At 73.5% G+C, this 16551-nt stretch carries 13 protein-coding genes; 12 read left to right on the forward strand and 1 reads right to left on the reverse strand.

Annotation, left to right across the window (positions count from 1 at the left end):
- Positions 1 to 21 precede the first annotated feature (21 nt).
- A complete protein-coding gene (locus AB0E88_RS12635; RefSeq protein WP_361628311.1) occupies positions 22 to 1764 on the reverse strand; it encodes a phospholipid carrier-dependent glycosyltransferase in 1743 nt (580 codons plus the stop codon).
- A gap of 86 nt (positions 1765 to 1850) precedes the next feature.
- Here AB0E88_RS12635 and rsmI point away from each other — a divergent pair, with 86 nt between their 5' ends.
- The 12 genes from rsmI to AB0E88_RS12695 all read left to right on the forward strand — a co-directional run bounded on the left by rsmI (position 1851) and on the right by AB0E88_RS12695 (position 16551).
- Entirely contained in the window at positions 1851 to 2714 is an 864-nt protein-coding gene (gene rsmI, locus AB0E88_RS12640) for a 16S rRNA (cytidine(1402)-2'-O)-methyltransferase (protein WP_361628314.1), read from the forward strand.
- A 243-nt stretch (positions 2715 to 2957) separates the two neighbouring features.
- Positions 2958 to 3383 carry a hypothetical protein gene (locus tag AB0E88_RS12645; RefSeq protein WP_361628317.1) on the forward strand — a complete coding sequence of 142 codons (426 nt, stop codon included), beginning with the start codon at positions 2958 to 2960 and terminating at the stop codon, positions 3381 to 3383.
- Between the two features lie 583 nt (positions 3384 to 3966).
- On the forward strand, positions 3967 to 4866 hold the full coding sequence (locus AB0E88_RS12650) for a TatD family hydrolase (RefSeq protein ID WP_361628320.1): 900 nt from the start codon (positions 3967 to 3969) through the stop codon (positions 4864 to 4866).
- Positions 4867 to 4970: 104 nt separating this feature from the next.
- Positions 4971 to 6350: a ubiquitin-like domain-containing protein gene (locus AB0E88_RS12655; RefSeq protein ID WP_361628323.1), complete on the forward strand. Its 1380-nt coding sequence runs from the start codon at positions 4971 to 4973 to the stop codon at positions 6348 to 6350.
- Between the two features lie 45 nt (positions 6351 to 6395).
- Entirely contained in the window at positions 6396 to 7262 is an 867-nt protein-coding gene (rsmA, locus tag AB0E88_RS12660; protein ID WP_361628326.1) for a 16S rRNA (adenine(1518)-N(6)/adenine(1519)-N(6))-dimethyltransferase RsmA, read from the forward strand.
- Complete coding sequence (locus AB0E88_RS12665; RefSeq protein ID WP_361628329.1) at positions 7263 to 8159, forward strand: 4-(cytidine 5'-diphospho)-2-C-methyl-D-erythritol kinase; 897 nt, start codon at positions 7263 to 7265, stop codon at positions 8157 to 8159.
- Positions 8160 to 8309: 150 nt separating this feature from the next.
- Positions 8310 to 9194, forward strand: coding sequence for a glycosyltransferase family 2 protein (locus tag AB0E88_RS12670; RefSeq protein ID WP_361628332.1), 885 nt, complete (start codon positions 8310 to 8312; stop codon positions 9192 to 9194).
- 45 nt (positions 9195 to 9239) lie between these two features.
- Positions 9240 to 9752, forward strand: a complete 513-nt coding sequence (locus tag AB0E88_RS12675; RefSeq protein ID WP_361628335.1) for a hypothetical protein — start codon at positions 9240 to 9242, stop codon at positions 9750 to 9752.
- A complete protein-coding gene (locus AB0E88_RS12680) occupies positions 9749 to 12082 on the forward strand; it encodes a DUF2206 domain-containing protein (RefSeq protein WP_361628338.1) in 2334 nt (777 codons plus the stop codon). Before AB0E88_RS12675 ends, AB0E88_RS12680 begins: the two co-directional genes overlap by 4 nt.
- A 113-nt stretch (positions 12083 to 12195) precedes the next feature.
- Positions 12196 to 14586, forward strand: a complete 2391-nt coding sequence (locus tag AB0E88_RS12685) for a glycosyltransferase family 4 protein (protein WP_361628341.1) — start codon at positions 12196 to 12198, stop codon at positions 14584 to 14586.
- Complete coding sequence (locus AB0E88_RS12690) at positions 14586 to 15722, forward strand: glycosyltransferase family 4 protein (RefSeq protein ID WP_361628344.1); 1137 nt, start codon at positions 14586 to 14588, stop codon at positions 15720 to 15722. The genes AB0E88_RS12685 and AB0E88_RS12690 overlap by 1 nt, the downstream gene beginning before the upstream one ends.
- Before the next feature lie 142 nt (positions 15723 to 15864).
- Positions 15865 to 16551, forward strand: coding sequence for a hypothetical protein (locus AB0E88_RS12695; protein ID WP_361628347.1), 687 nt, complete (start codon positions 15865 to 15867; stop codon positions 16549 to 16551).

Raw genomic sequence — 16551 nt, forward strand, 5'->3', positions numbered from 1 at the left:
CAAGCGCTCAGTCAATCCGTGTCATACCCACGTATCCAGCCACATCCGGGAGCGCCACTGGTCGATGGGGATCGCCGTGCCCGTGAACAGGGGCCAGAAATAGATGAAGTTCCACGCGATCAGCAGGACCAGGACGCCCGCGCTCGTGGCGCCCGCCACGCGGCGGGTGTCGCTCGCGCCCGGGGATCCGACGATCGCGCCGAGCAGCATCGCCACCGCCAGGCACAGGAACGGGACGAAGACCACGGCGTAGAAGAGGAAGATCGTGCGCTCCTGGTACAGGAACCACGGGAGGTAGCCGGCCGCGACGCCGCAGGCGATCGCGCCGGCCCGCCAGTCGCGGCGGAAGAACCAGCGCCACAGCACGTACAGGAGCGCGAAGCAGGCCACCCACCACAGCAGCGGCGTGCCGATCGCCAGCACCTCCCGCGCGCACTTCTCGCCCGCGTCCGCCGGGCAGCCGTCCTTGCCGGGCGCCGGGGACTCGTAGAAGTACGACACCGGGCGGCCGAGGACGATCCAGCTCCAGGGGTTGGACTGGTAGGTGTGCGGCGAGTGCAGGTTGAGGTGGAACTCGTACACCTCGTGCTCGTAGTGCCACAGGCTGCGCCACCAGTCCGGGAACAGCCACGACCAGCTGCTGTGCTTGCCGTCGGTGGCCGCCCAGTTGCGGTAGTAGCCGCCCGTGCCGTCGGTGGGGGAGAGGATCCAGCCGGTCCAGGACGCGAGGTAGGTGACGACCGCCACCGGCACCGTCGCCACGAACGCCAGCCCCAGGTCGTGCTTGAACACGGCCGCGTACGGGTGGCGCGCGCCGGCCACCTTGCGGGAGCCGACGTCCCACAGCACCGCCATCACACAGAACGCCGCCAGCACGTACAGGCCGTTCCACTTGGTGCCGATCGCCAGGCCCAGCATCAGGCCGGCCAGCCAGCGCCAGGGGCGCCATCCCAGGCCCGTGGTGTCCGCGGTGTGCGCGTGCGGGCGCACCCGGCCGTCGGAGTCCACGGGCAGCGCCGCCGCCAGCCGCTCGCGTGCCTTGTCCCGGTCGACCACCAGGCAGCCGAACGCGGCCAGCACGAAGAACATCAGCACCCCGTCCAGCAGCGAGGTGCGGCTCATCACGAAGTGCAGGCCGTCCACCGCCATCAGCGCGCCCGCCAGGCAGCCGAGGAAGGTGGAGCGGAACAGCCGGCGGCCGATCCGGCACAGCATCAGCACGCTCAGCGTGCCGAGCAGCGCCGTCATGAACCGCCAGCCGAACGGGTCGAAACCGAAGATCACCTCGCCGAGGCCGATGACGTACTTGCCGACCGGCGGATGGACGACGTAGGCGGGGTCCGTCGGGATCGGGACGTGGCCGTTGGCCGAGAGGATCAGGTCGTTGGCGTTCTTGTCCCAGTTGACCTCGAAACCGCGGTGGACGAGCGCCCAGGCGTCCTTGGCGTAGTACGTCTCGTCGAATATCACCGCCTTCGGGCTGCCCAGGTTCCAGAACCGGATCACGCCCGCCATCAGCGTCACGAGCAGCGGACCGCCCCAGCCGGACCAGCGCCGGATCCGGTCGGCGAGCACCGGCGGCACGCCCAGCACCTGCCACAGCCGCGGGCTCGGCGCGGCGTACGGCGGCACCAGCCGGTCGTGTACGTCGGCGGCGGGCCGTTCCACGTGGCCGAAACGGCGCAGCCGCTGCTGCCACGACGGCCGCTGGTCGTGCGGTGCCCGGTCCTGCCGGGTGTCCGTGGAGGACGCGGTACTGGTCACCGCGCCATCGTAGGGAACGGCGCTGTGTGAGTCCCGTGCATGGCCGGGATGCCTCCCCTCGCGGCGCGTCCTGGGAGGATGGGGGCGTGACTGGAACCCTTGTTTTGGCGGGCACCCCCATCGGCGACATCGCGGACGCCTCTGGCCGGCTCGCGGAGGAACTGGCGGGCGCGGACGTCGTCGCCGCCGAGGACACCCGGCGGCTGCGGCGCCTGACCCAGGCGCTCGGCGTGACCCCCAAGGGGCGCGTGGTGTCGTACTTCGAGGGCAACGAGTCCGCCCGTACCCCGGAGCTGGTCGAGGAACTGGTGGGCGGCGCGCGGGTGCTGCTGGTCACCGACGCGGGCATGCCGTCCGTGTCCGACCCGGGCTACCGGCTGGTCGCCGCCGCCGTCGAGAAGGACATCAAGGTCACGGCCGTTCCGGGACCGTCCGCCGTGCTGACCGCGCTCGCGCTCTCGGGGCTGCCGGTGGACCGGTTCTGCTTCGAGGGGTTCCTGCCGCGCAAGGCGGGCGAGCGGCTGTCCCGGCTGCGGGAGGTCGCCGAGGAGCGGCGCACGCTGGTCTACTTCGAGGCCCCGCACCGGCTCGACGACACCCTCGCCGCGATGGCCGAGGTGTTCGGCGCCGAGCGGCGCGCGGCCGTGTGCCGGGAGCTGACCAAGACGTACGAGGAGGTCAAGCGCGGTCCGCTCGGCGAACTGGCGGCGTGGGCGGCCGAGGGCGTGCGCGGGGAGATCACCGTCGTCGTGGAGGGGGCGCCCGAGCGGGGCGCGCAGGAGGTGGGCCCGGAGGAGCTGGTGCGCCGGGTGCGCGTGCGCGAGGAGGCCGGGGAGCGCCGTAAAGAGGCGATCGCGGCGGTCGCGGCCGAGGCCGGGCTGCCCAAGCGGCAGGTGTTCGACGCGGTGGTGGCGGCGAAGAATGCGGGGGCCGCCGGCGGCGGGGCGTGAACCCGGGTCGCGGGGGCGTACACCCCCTCTGAGCAGGGCGCATCTCGGCTGAGCATGCGCCCCATGGCCGGGTAAACGACCGTCACCGATGGCAAAGCCGAAACGGACCGAACGGGTCACTTTCGGCAAGGAAGCTCCAAATCGGGTCCAACACTCGACAGGACCCGTGCGTTCGCGGTCGCGGAAGCGTCCACTGGGTGAAGGGACGCACTCGTCCCTGTCCAGCGGACTACAGGAGCTGGCATGAGTGAGATCACCGGACAGCCCGGGCTGCGCAGCGGCGCGACGGCCGTCGTCCACGAGTCGTACTCCTTCGCCTGCATGCGCTGCGGCAGCGGCTGGGAGCAGTCGTACGAGATAGAGCACCACACGGACGCCGACGGCAACGCGTTCGTGCTGTACGTCGCCGACGGGCGCGTCGTGCCCTCACCGCTGCAGCGGCCCCGCTGCCAGAGCTGCGACAGCCATGTGATCCGCATCATGCGGCCCGGGCGCGTGGCCTCGGTGCGCGGCGCGCACGACATGCACCGGGTGCCGCCGGCCGGACCCCTCGAGGTACCGCAGGTGCCCTCGGCGCCCGGAACGGGCGCGGACCTCACCGCCGAGCGGCGGCACTGGCACCTGTCCGACCTGCTGCACGCCCTCCACCTCCACCGCAAGGCGAGCTGAAGACCACGGACGCCGTTCCCCGCGGACCTGACCGCCCGGGACGCGCGCCCGGCAGGGGGGTGAGGTCCGGGGATGCCCTCCCGGCGGAGAGCTGAGGGATCAGGTCCTCGCAGGCGGCCGAGCGCCCGGGACCCCGCCGCCCCCCCCGCGGAGGCTGAACCGCGGGCGGCTTCTCCAGGCGACGTGAGCCGGGGGCCTCGGGTGCCCTACCCGCGGGGGGTCGAGGGCCCGGGACGCTGTCCCGGCTAGGGGCCGAGGGCCCAGGCTCTCCTGGGGCCAGGTGAACCGGGCGCCCGGACTGCACTCCCCGGGGGCGCGGGAAACGGCGCGAGCCGGCCTCGGCCCTCACCACCCTCCGGCTCGGCGCTCCCGCCACCCGGTTGCTCCCCGCAGGGGCGACGTGGGCGGGGCGCCGCCTGAGGGCCCCGCAGGGAGTCGAGGGCCCGGGGACCCTCCCGTAGCGGGCCGCGCGCTTGCGGCGCCCTGTGGGTTGTGTGCCCGGGTGCACCGGTGCCGTCGGCGTGCCCGGTGCACTGGCGCCGTCGGCCGGAGGGGGCGGTTGGCCCTTTCGTAGGATCGGGGTATGCCTGCGAACGCCCCCGACCCGGCCGACCCGCGCGACAAGAACGCCGCGCCGCCCCTCCCGGAACCCCTCCGGGTCCCCGTCGCCGACTCCCACACCCACCTCGACATGCAGTCCGGCACCGTGGCCGAGGCGCTCGCGAAGGCGGCCTCCGTGGGCGTGACGCACGTCGTCCAGGTCGGCTGCGACCTGGCCGGCTCCCGCTGGGCGGCCGAGACGGCGGCGGCGTACGACGCCGTGCACGCGACCGTCGCCCTGCACCCCAACGAGGCCCCGCGCATCGTCCACGGCGACCCCGACGGCTGGTCCCGGCAGGGCGCGCGCACCCCCGGCGGCGACGCGGCCCTGGACGAGGCGCTCGCCGAGATCGACCGGCTCGCCGCGCTGCCGCAGGTCAAGGGCGTGGGCGAGACCGGCCTCGACTACTTCCGCACCGGCCCGGAGGGCAAGGCGGCGCAGGAGCGGTCCTTCCGCGCCCACATCGAGATCGCCAAGCGGCACGGCAAGACCCTGGTCATCCACGACCGCGACGCCCACGCGGACGTGCTGCGGGTGCTCAAGGAGGAGGGCGCCCCCGAGCGGACCGTCTTCCACTGCTACTCCGGCGACGCCGAGATGGCGCGGATCTGCGCCAACGCCGGCTACTACATGTCGTTCGCCGGCAACGTCACCTTCAAGAACGCCCAGAACCTGCGCGACGCCCTCGCCGTGGCCCCGGCGGAGCTGATCCTCGTCGAGACCGACGCGCCCTTCCTGACGCCGGTGCCCTACCGCGGCCGGCCCAACGCGCCCTACCTCGTGCCGGTCACCGTGCGCGCGATGGCCGCCGTGCGCGGCACCGACGAGGACACGCTGGCGGCCGCCCTCGGCGCGAACACCGCCCGGGCCTTCGGCTACTGACCATCTGTTCGCCACCCTCGGTAGCCGCGCCGCTTTGGAGAGTGAGCGCGGCTCCGCTAGGTTCTGGGCCCGATCCGGACCCCTTCGGACCCTGGAGTGGCGGCGTGAACAACTCCCCGTACGCGTACCCGCAGTACTCGCCGTACCATCCGCAGCCGCAGTGGCCGTATGCCGAGGAGCCGCAGCCGCCGTACCCCGCGCAGGACCCCGCCTTCGACCCCTACACGGCCGAGACCCTCGGATACGGCGAGGTGTACGAGCCCCCGGAGCCCCCGCGACCGCCGGAGTCCCCGCAGCCCCCGGTCACCGCCACGCCCGCCCCCGCCCCGCGAACGGTGGCGCACCGCCGGGCCGCGCGCCGGCGCAGAGCGCGTTACGCCGAGCGCGCGGACGGCTCCGTGCGCCGCCTCCTGCCGCAGGCCCTCGTCGTCGCCTTCCTGGCCGGCGGGACCACCGCCTTCGTCGCCGAGGACAAGGCCGTCGAGCTGAGCGTCGACGGAGGACGGCCGCGCACCCTGCACACCTTCGCCGACGACGTGAGCGACCTGCTCGCCCAGGAGGGCATCGAGGTCGGGGCGCACGACGTGGTCGCACCCGGCCGCGGCGCCCGCCTGGAGAACGGGGACGAGGTCGCCGTCCGCTACGCGCGCCCCGTACGGCTCACGATCGACGGACAGCCGCGCGAGGTGTGGACGACCGCGCACACCGTCCAGGAGGCGCTGGAACAGCTGGGCGTGCGCGCGGAGGGAGCCTACCTGTCCATCGCGCGCTCCCAGCCCATCGGACGCGCCGGGCTCGCCGTCGACGTGCGCACCGAACGCGCCGTGACCGTGATGGCGGACGGGCAGGCCCGCACCGTCCGCACCAACGCGGCGACCGTCCGTGAGGCCGTCGAGCAGGCCGGTTTCACCTTGCGCGGCCAGGACACCACCTCCGTCGCGCCGGGCAGCTTCCCGCGCGACGGGCAGACCGTCACCGTGCTGCGGATCAGGGGCACCAAGGAGGTGCGGGAGGAACCGATCCCGTTCCCCGAGCAGCGCACCGAGGACCCGTCCCTCTTCCGGGGGACGGAGGTCGTCGAGCAGCAGGGCCGCCCGGGCCTGCGCCGGGTGACGTACACCCTGCGGACCGTCAACGGCGTACGCCTCAAGCCGCGGCGCGAGCAGACCGAGGTGGTGCGCCGGCCGCGCACCCAGATCGTGCGGGTGGGCACCAGAGCCCTGCCGGCCTCCGTCCACGGCGCCGACCACCTGAACTGGCAGTCCCTCGCGGTGTGCGAGTCCGGCGGCCGGCCCGACGCCGTCGACCCGTCGGGGACGTACGGCGGGCTGTACCAGTTCGACACCCACACCTGGCACGCCCTCGGCGGCACCGGCCGGCCGCAGGACGCGCCCGCGGCGGAACAGACGTACCGGGCGAAGAAGCTGTACACCCGCAGCGGCGCGAGTCCCTGGCCGCACTGCGGGGCGCGGCTGCACGGCTGAGCGGCCCCGGCCGTCGCGCCCCGCGCGCCCCCGTACCCTTGTTCCGTGAGCAGCCCCACCCCGGACGCCCTGCTGGGCCCCGCCGACATCCGTGAACTCGCGGGCGCCCTCGGCGTCCGTCCCACCAAGCAGCGGGGACAGAACTTCGTCATCGACGCCAACACGGTCCGCCGGATCGTCCGCACCGCCGACGTCCGGCCTGACGACGTGGTCGTCGAGGTCGGCCCGGGGCTGGGCTCCCTGACCCTGGCGCTGCTGGAGGCCGCGGACCGGGTGACGGCCGTCGAGATCGACGACGTGCTGGCGTCCGCGCTGCCCGCGACGATCGCCGCGCGGATGCCGGAGCGCGCGGAGCGGTTCGCGCTGGTGCACTCCGACGCCATGCACGTCACCGAGCTGCCCGGCCCGCCGCCCACCGCGCTGGTCGCGAACCTGCCGTACAACGTGGCCGTGCCGGTCCTGCTGCACATGCTCGACACCTTCCCGAGCATCGAGCGCACCCTCGTGATGGTGCAGGCGGAGGTCGCCGACCGGCTCGCCGCGGGCCCCGGCTCGAAGGTGTACGGCGTGCCGTCCGTGAAGGCCAACTGGTACGCCGAGGTCAAGCGGGCCGGTGCCATCGGCCGCAATGTCTTCTGGCCCGCGCCGAACGTCGACAGCGGGCTGGTCTCCCTGGTGCGGCGCACCGAGCCGGTCAAGACGTCGGCCTCCAAGAAGGAGGTCTTCGCGGTGGTCGACGCGGCCTTCGCCCAGCGCCGCAAGACGCTGCGCGCGGCCCTCGCCGGCTGGGCCGGGTCCGCGGCGGCCGCCGAGGCGGCGCTCGTCGCGGCCGGCGTCTCGCCGCAGGCGCGCGGGGAGGCGCTGACCGTCGAGGAGTTCGCGCGGATCGCAGAACACAAGGAGCAGGCCTAAGTGAGCGTCACCGTCCGCGTCCCCGCCAAGGTCAACGTCCAGCTCGCGGTCGGCGCCGCCCGCCCCGACGGCTTCCACGACCTGGCCAACGTCTTCCTCGCCGTCGGCCTGTACGACGAGGTCACCGTCACCGAGGCCGACGAGCTGCGGGTGACCTGCGCGGGAGCGGACGCCGGGCAGGTCCCGCTGGACCGCACCAACCTCGCGGCCCGTGCGGCCGAGGCGCTCGCGGCGCGGTACGGCATCGAGCCGTCCGTCCATGTGCACATCGCCAAGGACATCCCCGTCGCCGGCGGCATGGCGGGCGGCAGCGCGGACGGCGCGGGCGCGCTGCTGGCCTGCGAGGCGCTGTGGAACACCGGCGCCACCCGTGAGGAGCTGCTGGAGATCTGCGCCGAGCTGGGCAGCGACGTGCCGTTCAGCCTGGTCGGCGGGGCGGCGCTGGGCACCGGGCGGGGTGAGAAGCTGGAGCCGCTCGAGGTCGGCGGCACCTTCCACTGGGTGTTCGCGATGGCCGAGCGGGGGCTGTCGACGCCGGCGGTCTTCCGCGAGTTCGACCGGCTGGCGCAGGGCAGGGACATTCCCGTGCCGCAGGCGTCGCGGGCGGTCCTCGAGGCGCTGGCGAAGGGCGACGCGGACGCGCTGGCCGCCGCCGTCACCAACGACCTGGAGCCGGCCGCGCTGTCCCTGCACCCCGAGCTGGCGGACACCCTGGCCGTCGGCCGGTCGGCGGGCGCGCTGACGGCGCTGGTGTCGGGGTCGGGCCCGACGACGGCGTTCCTGGTCCGGGACGGGTCGGGCGCCGAGGGGGTCGCGCGGGCGCTGCGGACGTCGGGGACGTGCCGGAGTGTGCGCGTGGCGTCGGGGCCGGTGGCGGGGGCGACGGTCCTCGACTAGGCCTTTGTCCTGTTTAGCCCGGTTTCGCTGTTTTTTGCTCTTGACGTCGCGAGCCCCGGTGGGCACAGTGGGGACGTATACGACGTAAGCGTACAGAGATACCGCACGGCACTCTTACGTCTGAGGGGCTCAAAGCGAGGAGGGCCCGCGATGAGCGCACCAGACATCCCTTCTTTCCCGGCGCCCAGCGGCCGGAAGTGGTCGGGCGACGGCCCGGTGAAGCTCTCCATCCTGATGGCGGCGTACAACGAGGAAAGAACGATCGCCGCGGCCGTCGACTCGGTGCTCGACCATGAGTACCCGTGCGAGATCGAACTGATCGTCGTCGACGACGGCAGCAGCGACCGCACTCCGCTCCTGCTGGCGCAGCACGAGAGTCCCCGGGTGATCACCCACCGGCACGCGCACAACCTCGGCAAGGGCGCCGCCCTGCTCACGGCCGGGAAGCTGGCCACCGGAACGCACATTCTTCCGTTCGACGCCGATCTGGAGTATTCGCCGGACGACATCCCGCGGCTGGTGGAACCGGTCCTCCAAGGGCGCTGCGACGTCGTCTACGGGGCGCGGCTCTTCGGACAGAACACCGTCTACCAGTCGTATCGCTACGCCCTGGGAAACGAGCTGATGACGCTCGTGGCCAATGTGCTCTTCGACGCCCACCTGGCCGACATGCACACCTGCCTGAAACTGATCCCGCTGTCCCTGTTCCGCTCGTTGCACCTCCAGGCGCGCGGCTTCGGACTGGACACCGAGATCACCGCCTGCCTGCTCCGTATCGGCGTCCGCCCCTTCGAGGTCCCGGTGAGCTACTACAGCCGGTCCCACGCCGAGGGCAAGAAGATCAGCTGGCAGGACGCGGTCGACTGCTTCCGCATTCTGGGCAGGGTCCGCTGCATGCGCAGGGAACGCGTCGGGCCCGGCGTCCCGGCCCGGCGGGCGCTGCCGCCCCGGCTGCCCGACTTCCAGGCCGAGCACGGTGTCACCGGCCGGTGGGCTGCGGGCCGGCACGACGTCCGCAGACCGTCCCAGCGTTGATCGCGGGGTCTCGGTGGCCGGCGGCGCTCCGAAGGAGAGAGCAGCATGAGCCCCTTCCTCGACAGTCTCAAAAAGCCGTCGCAGCAGGAACCGGCACCCGCCGGCGAGGTGCGTCCGCTCCACCGGCGCCGCCGTCGCCTCGTGCTCGTGGTGCTGGCCGTCCTGGTCGTCGTCGTGGGTGTCCTGCTGACTCCTGCCGCACGCCGTGAGCTGCGTGAGTCGTTCACCCAGATGCCGGCCTCCTACAGCGAGCTGTACTTCATGAGTGTCCCGGCCGTGCGGCACGACCAGGTCGTCACACAGGTGGCGGTCATCCGCCACGGTGTGGACACGGGCCCCTACCGGCTGCGCGCGTGGCTGGAGTCGCCGGCCGGCCGTACGACGGCCTCGGCCACGACCACGCTCACCGAGCAGCCCGACGGACGGATGTCGGTCATCGTGCGGCTCCCCTTGCGCCCGGGCTCCCAGCTCGTCCGGGTCGCGCTCGTCGGCCACCGCGAATCCCTGCACTTCCGCCTGAGCCCCAGCAGCTTCGAGACCCCCAAGAGCTCACCATGACCGCCGTCACGCTCCTGGCAGGGCGGGTCGCGGGACGCCGCGCCGTCCTGGGCGGCACCGCCCTCGCCCTTCTCATCGAGCTGCTGCCCGGTCCCCCCACGGGCCTGCTGGCGCTCGCCGGTCTCTGGCTCCTCTTCGGCGCCCCCACGGTGCTGTGGTACGGCATCACCGACCGGGTGCTGTCGACCCGCGACGGCCGGGTGCTGCTGGCCATCGGACTCAGCGTCATCACCGCCATGGCGGTCGCCCTGCTGGTGAACACCGTCCTGCCGGCCGTCGGTGCCGGGCAGCCCCTCGCCCGCACGCCCCTCGCCGTCGCCTCCGCGCTGGCCGTCGCCGTCCTCGCCGTCGCGGTGGATCCTCCCGCCGAGAGCCTGGCCGACCGTCTCGCCCGGTGGCGCGAGGGCCACGCCCCCGCACTTCCGCCGGGGCTGATCCCGGTGTCGGTCCTCGGCGCCGTCACCCTCCTCCTGTGCGTCGCGGGCCCGATCCGGCTCAACAACCAGGCCGGGTCCGGCGTCAGCTTCACCGCGATGATCGCCGTCGCGGTGCTGCTGGCGCTCCTGATGTGGCGCCGGCGCCGCTATCCGGCCTCCGTCATCGTCCTCGGCCTGTTCTGCGCGGCAGCGGGACTGCTGCTCCTCACCTCCCTGCGCGGCTGGTACATCACCGGCCACGACATCCAGCAGGAGTTCGGGGTCTTCCGGCTGACCGCCTCGGCCGACCGCTGGAACATCGCCGCCTACCGCGACGCCTACAACGCCTGTATGAGCATCACCTTGCTGCCGACGTCGCTGGTACGGCTGACGGGAATCTCCGGCGTCTACGTCTTCAAGGTCGTCCTGCCGCTGCTCTTCGCCCTGACCCCGGCGCTGGTCTACCGCTCGGTGCGCAACGTCGCCCCTCAGCTCGTGGCCCTGCTGTCGGCCGTGTTCGTCATGATGTTCCCGACGTTCTTCACGGACATGGTCTTCATCGCGCGCCAGGAGGTCGCCTTCGTCCTGGTCGGGTGCGCCATGGTGGTGCTGACCGACGCCGGCCGCCCGCTCGCCGCCCGGCGGATCGCGTTCACCGTGCTGGCCCTCGGTGTCGTCCTGTCCCACTACGCGACCACCTACATCATCGTGGTGACCCTGGCGCTGGCGTTCGCCACCGACCTCCTGTGGCGGCTGGGCACGCGGCTGCGGAAGAGGGCACCGCGCGAGGCGGTCGCACGGGGCTTCGTCACCTGGTGGATCGTCGTCGCCACGGCGGCCGCCGCGGCACTCTGGGCCGGCCCGGTCTCCCACACGGGCGGACAACTGCAGGCGACGGTCTCCACGACCGTGCGTGACCTCGGCAACTGGCAGTTCGGGAACCGGTCTTCGGACGTGTCGTACAGCCTGATCGGCGGGGCACGGGTCAGCCCGGTCCAGCGGCTGACCGACTACCGCGCCTACGCGGTGGACCAAAGGGCGCAGGCCGGGGCGCGCGGCCGCTACCTGCCGCTGACCGTGGTCGATTCCTACCCCGTCCGGGTCGCACCGGACGAGGTCCAGCCGCTCACGCCGCTCGGCCGTGCCGTCCAGCACACCGGTGTCGACGTGAAGGCGGCGAACAGCGGTTTCCGCGTGCTCGTCGCGGTGCTGCTGCAACTGCTGCTGCTCCTCGGGTTCGTGACCACCGTGTGGGGCCGGCGCAAGTCGTTCCGCCCGGCCCGCGACCAGGTCACGCTGACCGTGGGGGCGGGCGCGGTGGTCGCGATGCTCACGCTCCTGCCGCAGGTCTCCGTCGACTACGGGGTGCTGCGCGCCTTCCAGCAGGGCCTGATCGTCTTCGCCCCGTTCGTCGCGGCCGGGCTGGTGTGGCTCTGCCGGTGGGCCGGGCGGCGACGGGCGGCCGCGCTGGCCTGCGCGGTGTCGGTGGCGCTCCTGCTCGGCCTCACCGGTGCCGTGCCGAAACTGCTGGGCGGCTACCCGCCGACGCTGAACCTGGACAACGCCGGCCGGTATTACGACAACTACCTCATCCATCCCGAGGAACACCAGGCGTTCGACTGGCTGCTGCTGCGCGACGCGGGACAGCCCGTGAACATCCAGTCGCAGGTCCGGTCGGACAACCAGCCCTACGCCCGGCTGCAGGACAAGCTCCGCCACCAGGCGGTGAACACCGTCTACCCGGCGTTCGTCAAGGACAACGGATACGTCTTCCTCAACTACGCGACCGTCCGCAAGGACCGGACATCGGTCTTCTACCAGGGTGACGCGGTGACCTACCGCTATCCGATCGCCTTCCTGGACGCGACCAAGAACAGGATCTACAGCAGTGACGGCGCAGTGATCTTCCGGTGAGCCGCCACGGCACCGCCCGGTCCGCCCACCGCACCGCCCCGCCCGCCGCATCGCACCGCCCCGTCCGCGGCTCCCTCGCACATCCCGGCACACGGTTCGTCAGGAGGCCCCCCATGGCAGCGCCCACGGCAGCGCCCACGGCACGTCGGGAGGCCCCGGCGACAGCGCGCAGCGTGCTGCTCGCATCGCCGGGGGCCGAGCCGGACCTCGGCGAGGTGGCGCACTATGTGTGGCAGCTCGCGCGGTCGTTGCGCTCGCGGCACGGCCGGCACGTGGTGATCGCGACACGGACGGCCGGAGCCGCCGGACGCTACGAGACCCCCGACGGGGTACCGGTGTACTGCCTCGGCGCGCCCCTGGCGGCGCCGCCGGTGCTACGGGAGCGGCACTGGCGCCGGGCGCTGCGCGAGGTCGCCGAGGCGGAGCGGGTCGAGCTGGTCAACGCCCATACGCGGGCGTCGGCACCGCTGTTCGCCGACACGGTCGCGCGCGCCTGCGCAGGGCTGCCGTTCGTGCTGACCTACCACCCGGGGCCGGCACCGGCGGCGGAAGGGGTGCCCGGCCTCCTGCGCGTGTGGTACGAGCGGAGGGCGCGGACCCGGGCCGTGCGCCGGGCGCGGGAGGTGGTGTGCACGTCGGACTCCGTGGCGGCCGGCCTCCCGGGCCCCTTCGCGGACCGCTCCACCCGGATCGTCCCCGGCGTGGATCCGGACGCCTGCGTCGCGGGTCAGGTGCCGGAGGCACCGCGCGTCGTCTTCCCCGGCCTCCTCGCGGGTGCCGACGCCGGTCAGGAGCTGTCCGACCTGCTGCGGGCGCTCGGTGTCCTGTCCCGCACGGTTCCGCAGGTGCGGCTGGAGGTGCTGCACCGGGGAGAAGTGCGGGACGGGTACGAGGGGCTGGCGCGGCGGCTGGGACTGGACGGCCGGGTGACCTTCACCAGGCTGGGGGCGGCGGAGGAGCCGGCCGACGCCTGCCGGCGCGGGCGGGTTCTCGTACTGCCCGCCCACGACGTCCGTTCCCCGGGCGCACTCGCCGAGGCGCTGACGTGGGGGCGCCCGGTCGTGACCCCGGCGGCCGGGAGCGCCCCTTCCCTCATCAGCTCCGGCGACACCGGCCTGCTCGTCGCGCCGGGGGACGTGCCGGGGCTGGCCGAAGCGCTCGGCTCCGTGCTGCACGACGACGTACTCGCCCGGCGCCTGGCGGCAGCCGGTCGTGCGCGGGCGGTTCGTGAGCTGTCCTGGGAGCGTCAGTCCGACCGCACGGCCGAGGTGTTCGACCGGGCCGTGGACCCCGGCCGCCGCACGCCCACGGTCGCCGTCGTCGCCCCCAACTACTTCCCGAAGATCGGCGGCGTCGAGAACTACGCCCGGCGCGTCGCCCACGCCGTCGCCGCCGACCCCGCGATGCGGGCCGTCGTCATCACCGCGCAGCCGACCCGGCGGCGCACCTCGGTCGGGACGGACGGCGACGTGCCGGTGGTCCGCCTCGGCACGTGGGCGCGCCATCTCAACACCCCGGTCAACCCGCTGTGGCTGTGGCAGCTGGGCCACTGGCTGCGCCGGCTCGACGTCGACCTCGTCGACGCCCACGCGCCCGTCCCCGGACTCGGGGACCTCGCGATCGCCGTGTCCGGTCACCGCCCCACCGTGTTCACCTACCACGCCGGCACGATGGTGCAGGGCCACTGGGACGTCGACCTCCTGGTCAACGCGTACGAGCGGTACGTCCTGCCGCGGGTCTTCGCCCGGGCCCGTGCGGTCGTGGCCAGTTCACCGGTCTCGCTGGCCGCGGGCCGTCCGGGCGCCGTCGTGATCACACCGGGTGTGGACGTGGACCGGTTCACCCCCGGCCCCCCGGCGTCGACCCGCTCACGCACCCTCGTCTACGTGGGGCGGCTGGACCGTGCGTCGCCGTGGAAGGGCGTCGACGTCCTGCTGCGGGCGTTCGCGGCGCTGGCCGATCTGCCCGGCGTACGGCTGCGCCTGGTGGGGGAGGGGGATGCGGTCCCCGAGCACGTCGCACACGCCGAGCGGCTGGGGATCGCCGACCGGGTGGAATTCACGGGCCCGCTCGTCGCGGACGCCCTGGTCGCCGCGGTGCAGAGCGCCGCCGTGCTCGTACTGCCCTCGCAGACCGCGCACGAGTCCTTCGGCATGGTGCTGGTCGAGGCGATGGCGTGCGGCACGCCCGTGGTGGGGTCCGACGTGGGAGGCATTCCGTACGTCGTCACGCCGGGCGTCACCGGGCTGCTCTTCCCGCACGACAGCACCGAGGCGCTGGCCGGGGCCTGCCGGCGGCTGCTGCTCGACGGGCGGCTCGCCGACCGTATGGGGGCGGCCGGCCGCAGGTGCGCGGTCGAGCGCTATGCCTGGCCCGCCCTCACCGAGCGCCATCTGCGGCTCTTTCGCTCACTGCTCCCCGCGCCGCCGGCCCCGAGCACCCGCACCCCGCGGCACACGGCGCCGCGGCGTTTCCCGGCAGCGCCCGGGCAGCAGGAGCCGTGATGCCCACCGTCGCGGTCGTCGCACCGTACTACCCGCCGCACGTCGGGGGCTGCGAGAGCTACGCGGCCCATGTCGCCCGCGCGGTCGCCGAGGATCCGGCGATGCGGGCCGTCGTGATCACCTCCAACACCGCCGGATGGCGGACGACGTTCGCGGACGACGCGGGGATCCCGGTCGTCCGGCTGGGGACGTGGGCACGCTGGTCCAACACGCCGGTCAGCCCGCTGTGGCCGCTCCAACTGCGCCGCTGGCTGCGCCGTCTCGACGTCGACGTCGTCAACGCGCACGCCCCGGTTCCCGGTCTGGGAGAGCTGGCGGTCGCGGTGGCGGGCCGCCGCCCGGCCGTCCTGACGTACCACGCGGGGTCGATGAGCAAGGGTCGTCCCCACGTCGACCGTCTGATCCGCTGGTACGAGCGGCACGTCCTGCCCCGGGTGTTCGCGCGGGCCCGTGCGCTCGTCGCCGTGTCACCGGTCTCGCTGGCCTACGGCCGTCCGGGCGCCGTGGAGATCGCGCCGGGGGTCGACGTGGAGCGGTTCACCCCGGGTCCCCCCGCGTCGACGCGGCCGCGGACGGTCGTCTACGTGGGGCGGCTGGACCGTACGTCGCGGTGGAAGGGCGTCGATGTGCTGCTGCGGGCGTTCGCCGCGCTCGCCGATCTGCCCGGGGTCCGGTTGCGTCTGGTGGGCGGTGGGGACGCCGTGCCCGACCATGCCGCCCACGCGGAGCGGCTCGGGATCGCCGACCGGGTGGAGTTCACCGGGGAGATGTCCGGTGACGGCCTGGTCGCCGTGATGCGGAGCGCCGCCGTGCTCGTCCTGCCGTCCCTGACGGATGCCGAGTCCTTCGGCATGGTGCTGGTCGAGGCGATGGCGTGCGGCACGCCCGTGGTGGGGTCCGACGTGGGAGGCATCCCGCATGTCGTCACGCCGGGCGTGACGGGGCTGCTCGTTCCGCCCGGGGACCATCTGGCGCTGGCCGCCGCCTGCCGGCGCCTGCTGCGGGACGGCTCTCTCGCTGACCGCATGGGTGCGGCCGGCCGGGAACGGGCGGTCGAACGCCACGCCTGGTCGGCCTCCACGGGCCGCTGCCTCCAGCTCTTCCGGTCCCTTGACCGCGAGACAAACCGTACTTAACGTAAGTATACACTGTAAAGATACGCAAGTGCCGCCCTGTGGGGGCAGGGGGCGCGGAAAAGGTCGGCCCACGTCCGAGAGGGGGCCCGGCATGCGCATACGGTCCGGTCGTCCCCGGGAGTCGCAGGGGCCCGTGCCCTGCGTGACTCCGCCGTCCGGTGCGACCCGCGCGATGCGCCGGGCCCTGGGCGTGGTCCGCTCCGTCGGACGGAGCGTCGAACGTTCCCCGTGCGGGTTCCTCGTCGATGTTCCCGGGGTGCGGCAGCTCTGGAGCCGGTGGGCACCCGCCGCGGACGTCCTCGTGGTGCTGGACGCGCTGGGCCGGGCCGGTGTCCGGGGCTGGCTGGCGGGCGGCTGGGGCGTGGACGCCCTGCTGGGCCGGCAGACACGGCGTCACTCGGACATCGACATCGTGCTCGCCCGGGAGGACGGCGTCGAGGACAGGGTCAGGCTCGCCCTGGCCGGAGTCGGTTACCGGCGGCTGGACGACCAGGTCATCTCGGACGGCCGTCCGCTGTCCGTGCGCTGGGTGCTGGACGACGGCCTGGTCGCCGTCGACCTGCTCCCCGTCGATCTCGCCCGCCTGCCGTTCGCGGGGCTGCTCGACGGGCGGGCGCGGACTCCCACCCCGGCGGGTGACGCACCGACGGCCGCCGCCGCGAGCGACCCGGTGCCCGACGACCGGGGCGTCGTCGCCGGCCACGTCGTGCCCTGCCTGCCGCTGAGCCTGCAGTTGGCACTCCACCAGGACTATCCGCAGCGTGCGACGGACCGCCACGATCTCGCCCTGCTGAAGGAACTGGACACGAGGCGAAGGGGATCGCCGTGA

Origin of the sequence: Streptomyces sp. NPDC028635 (assembly GCF_040637635.1) — a bacterium.
Lineage (GTDB): Bacteria > Actinomycetota > Actinomycetes > Streptomycetales > Streptomycetaceae > Streptomyces.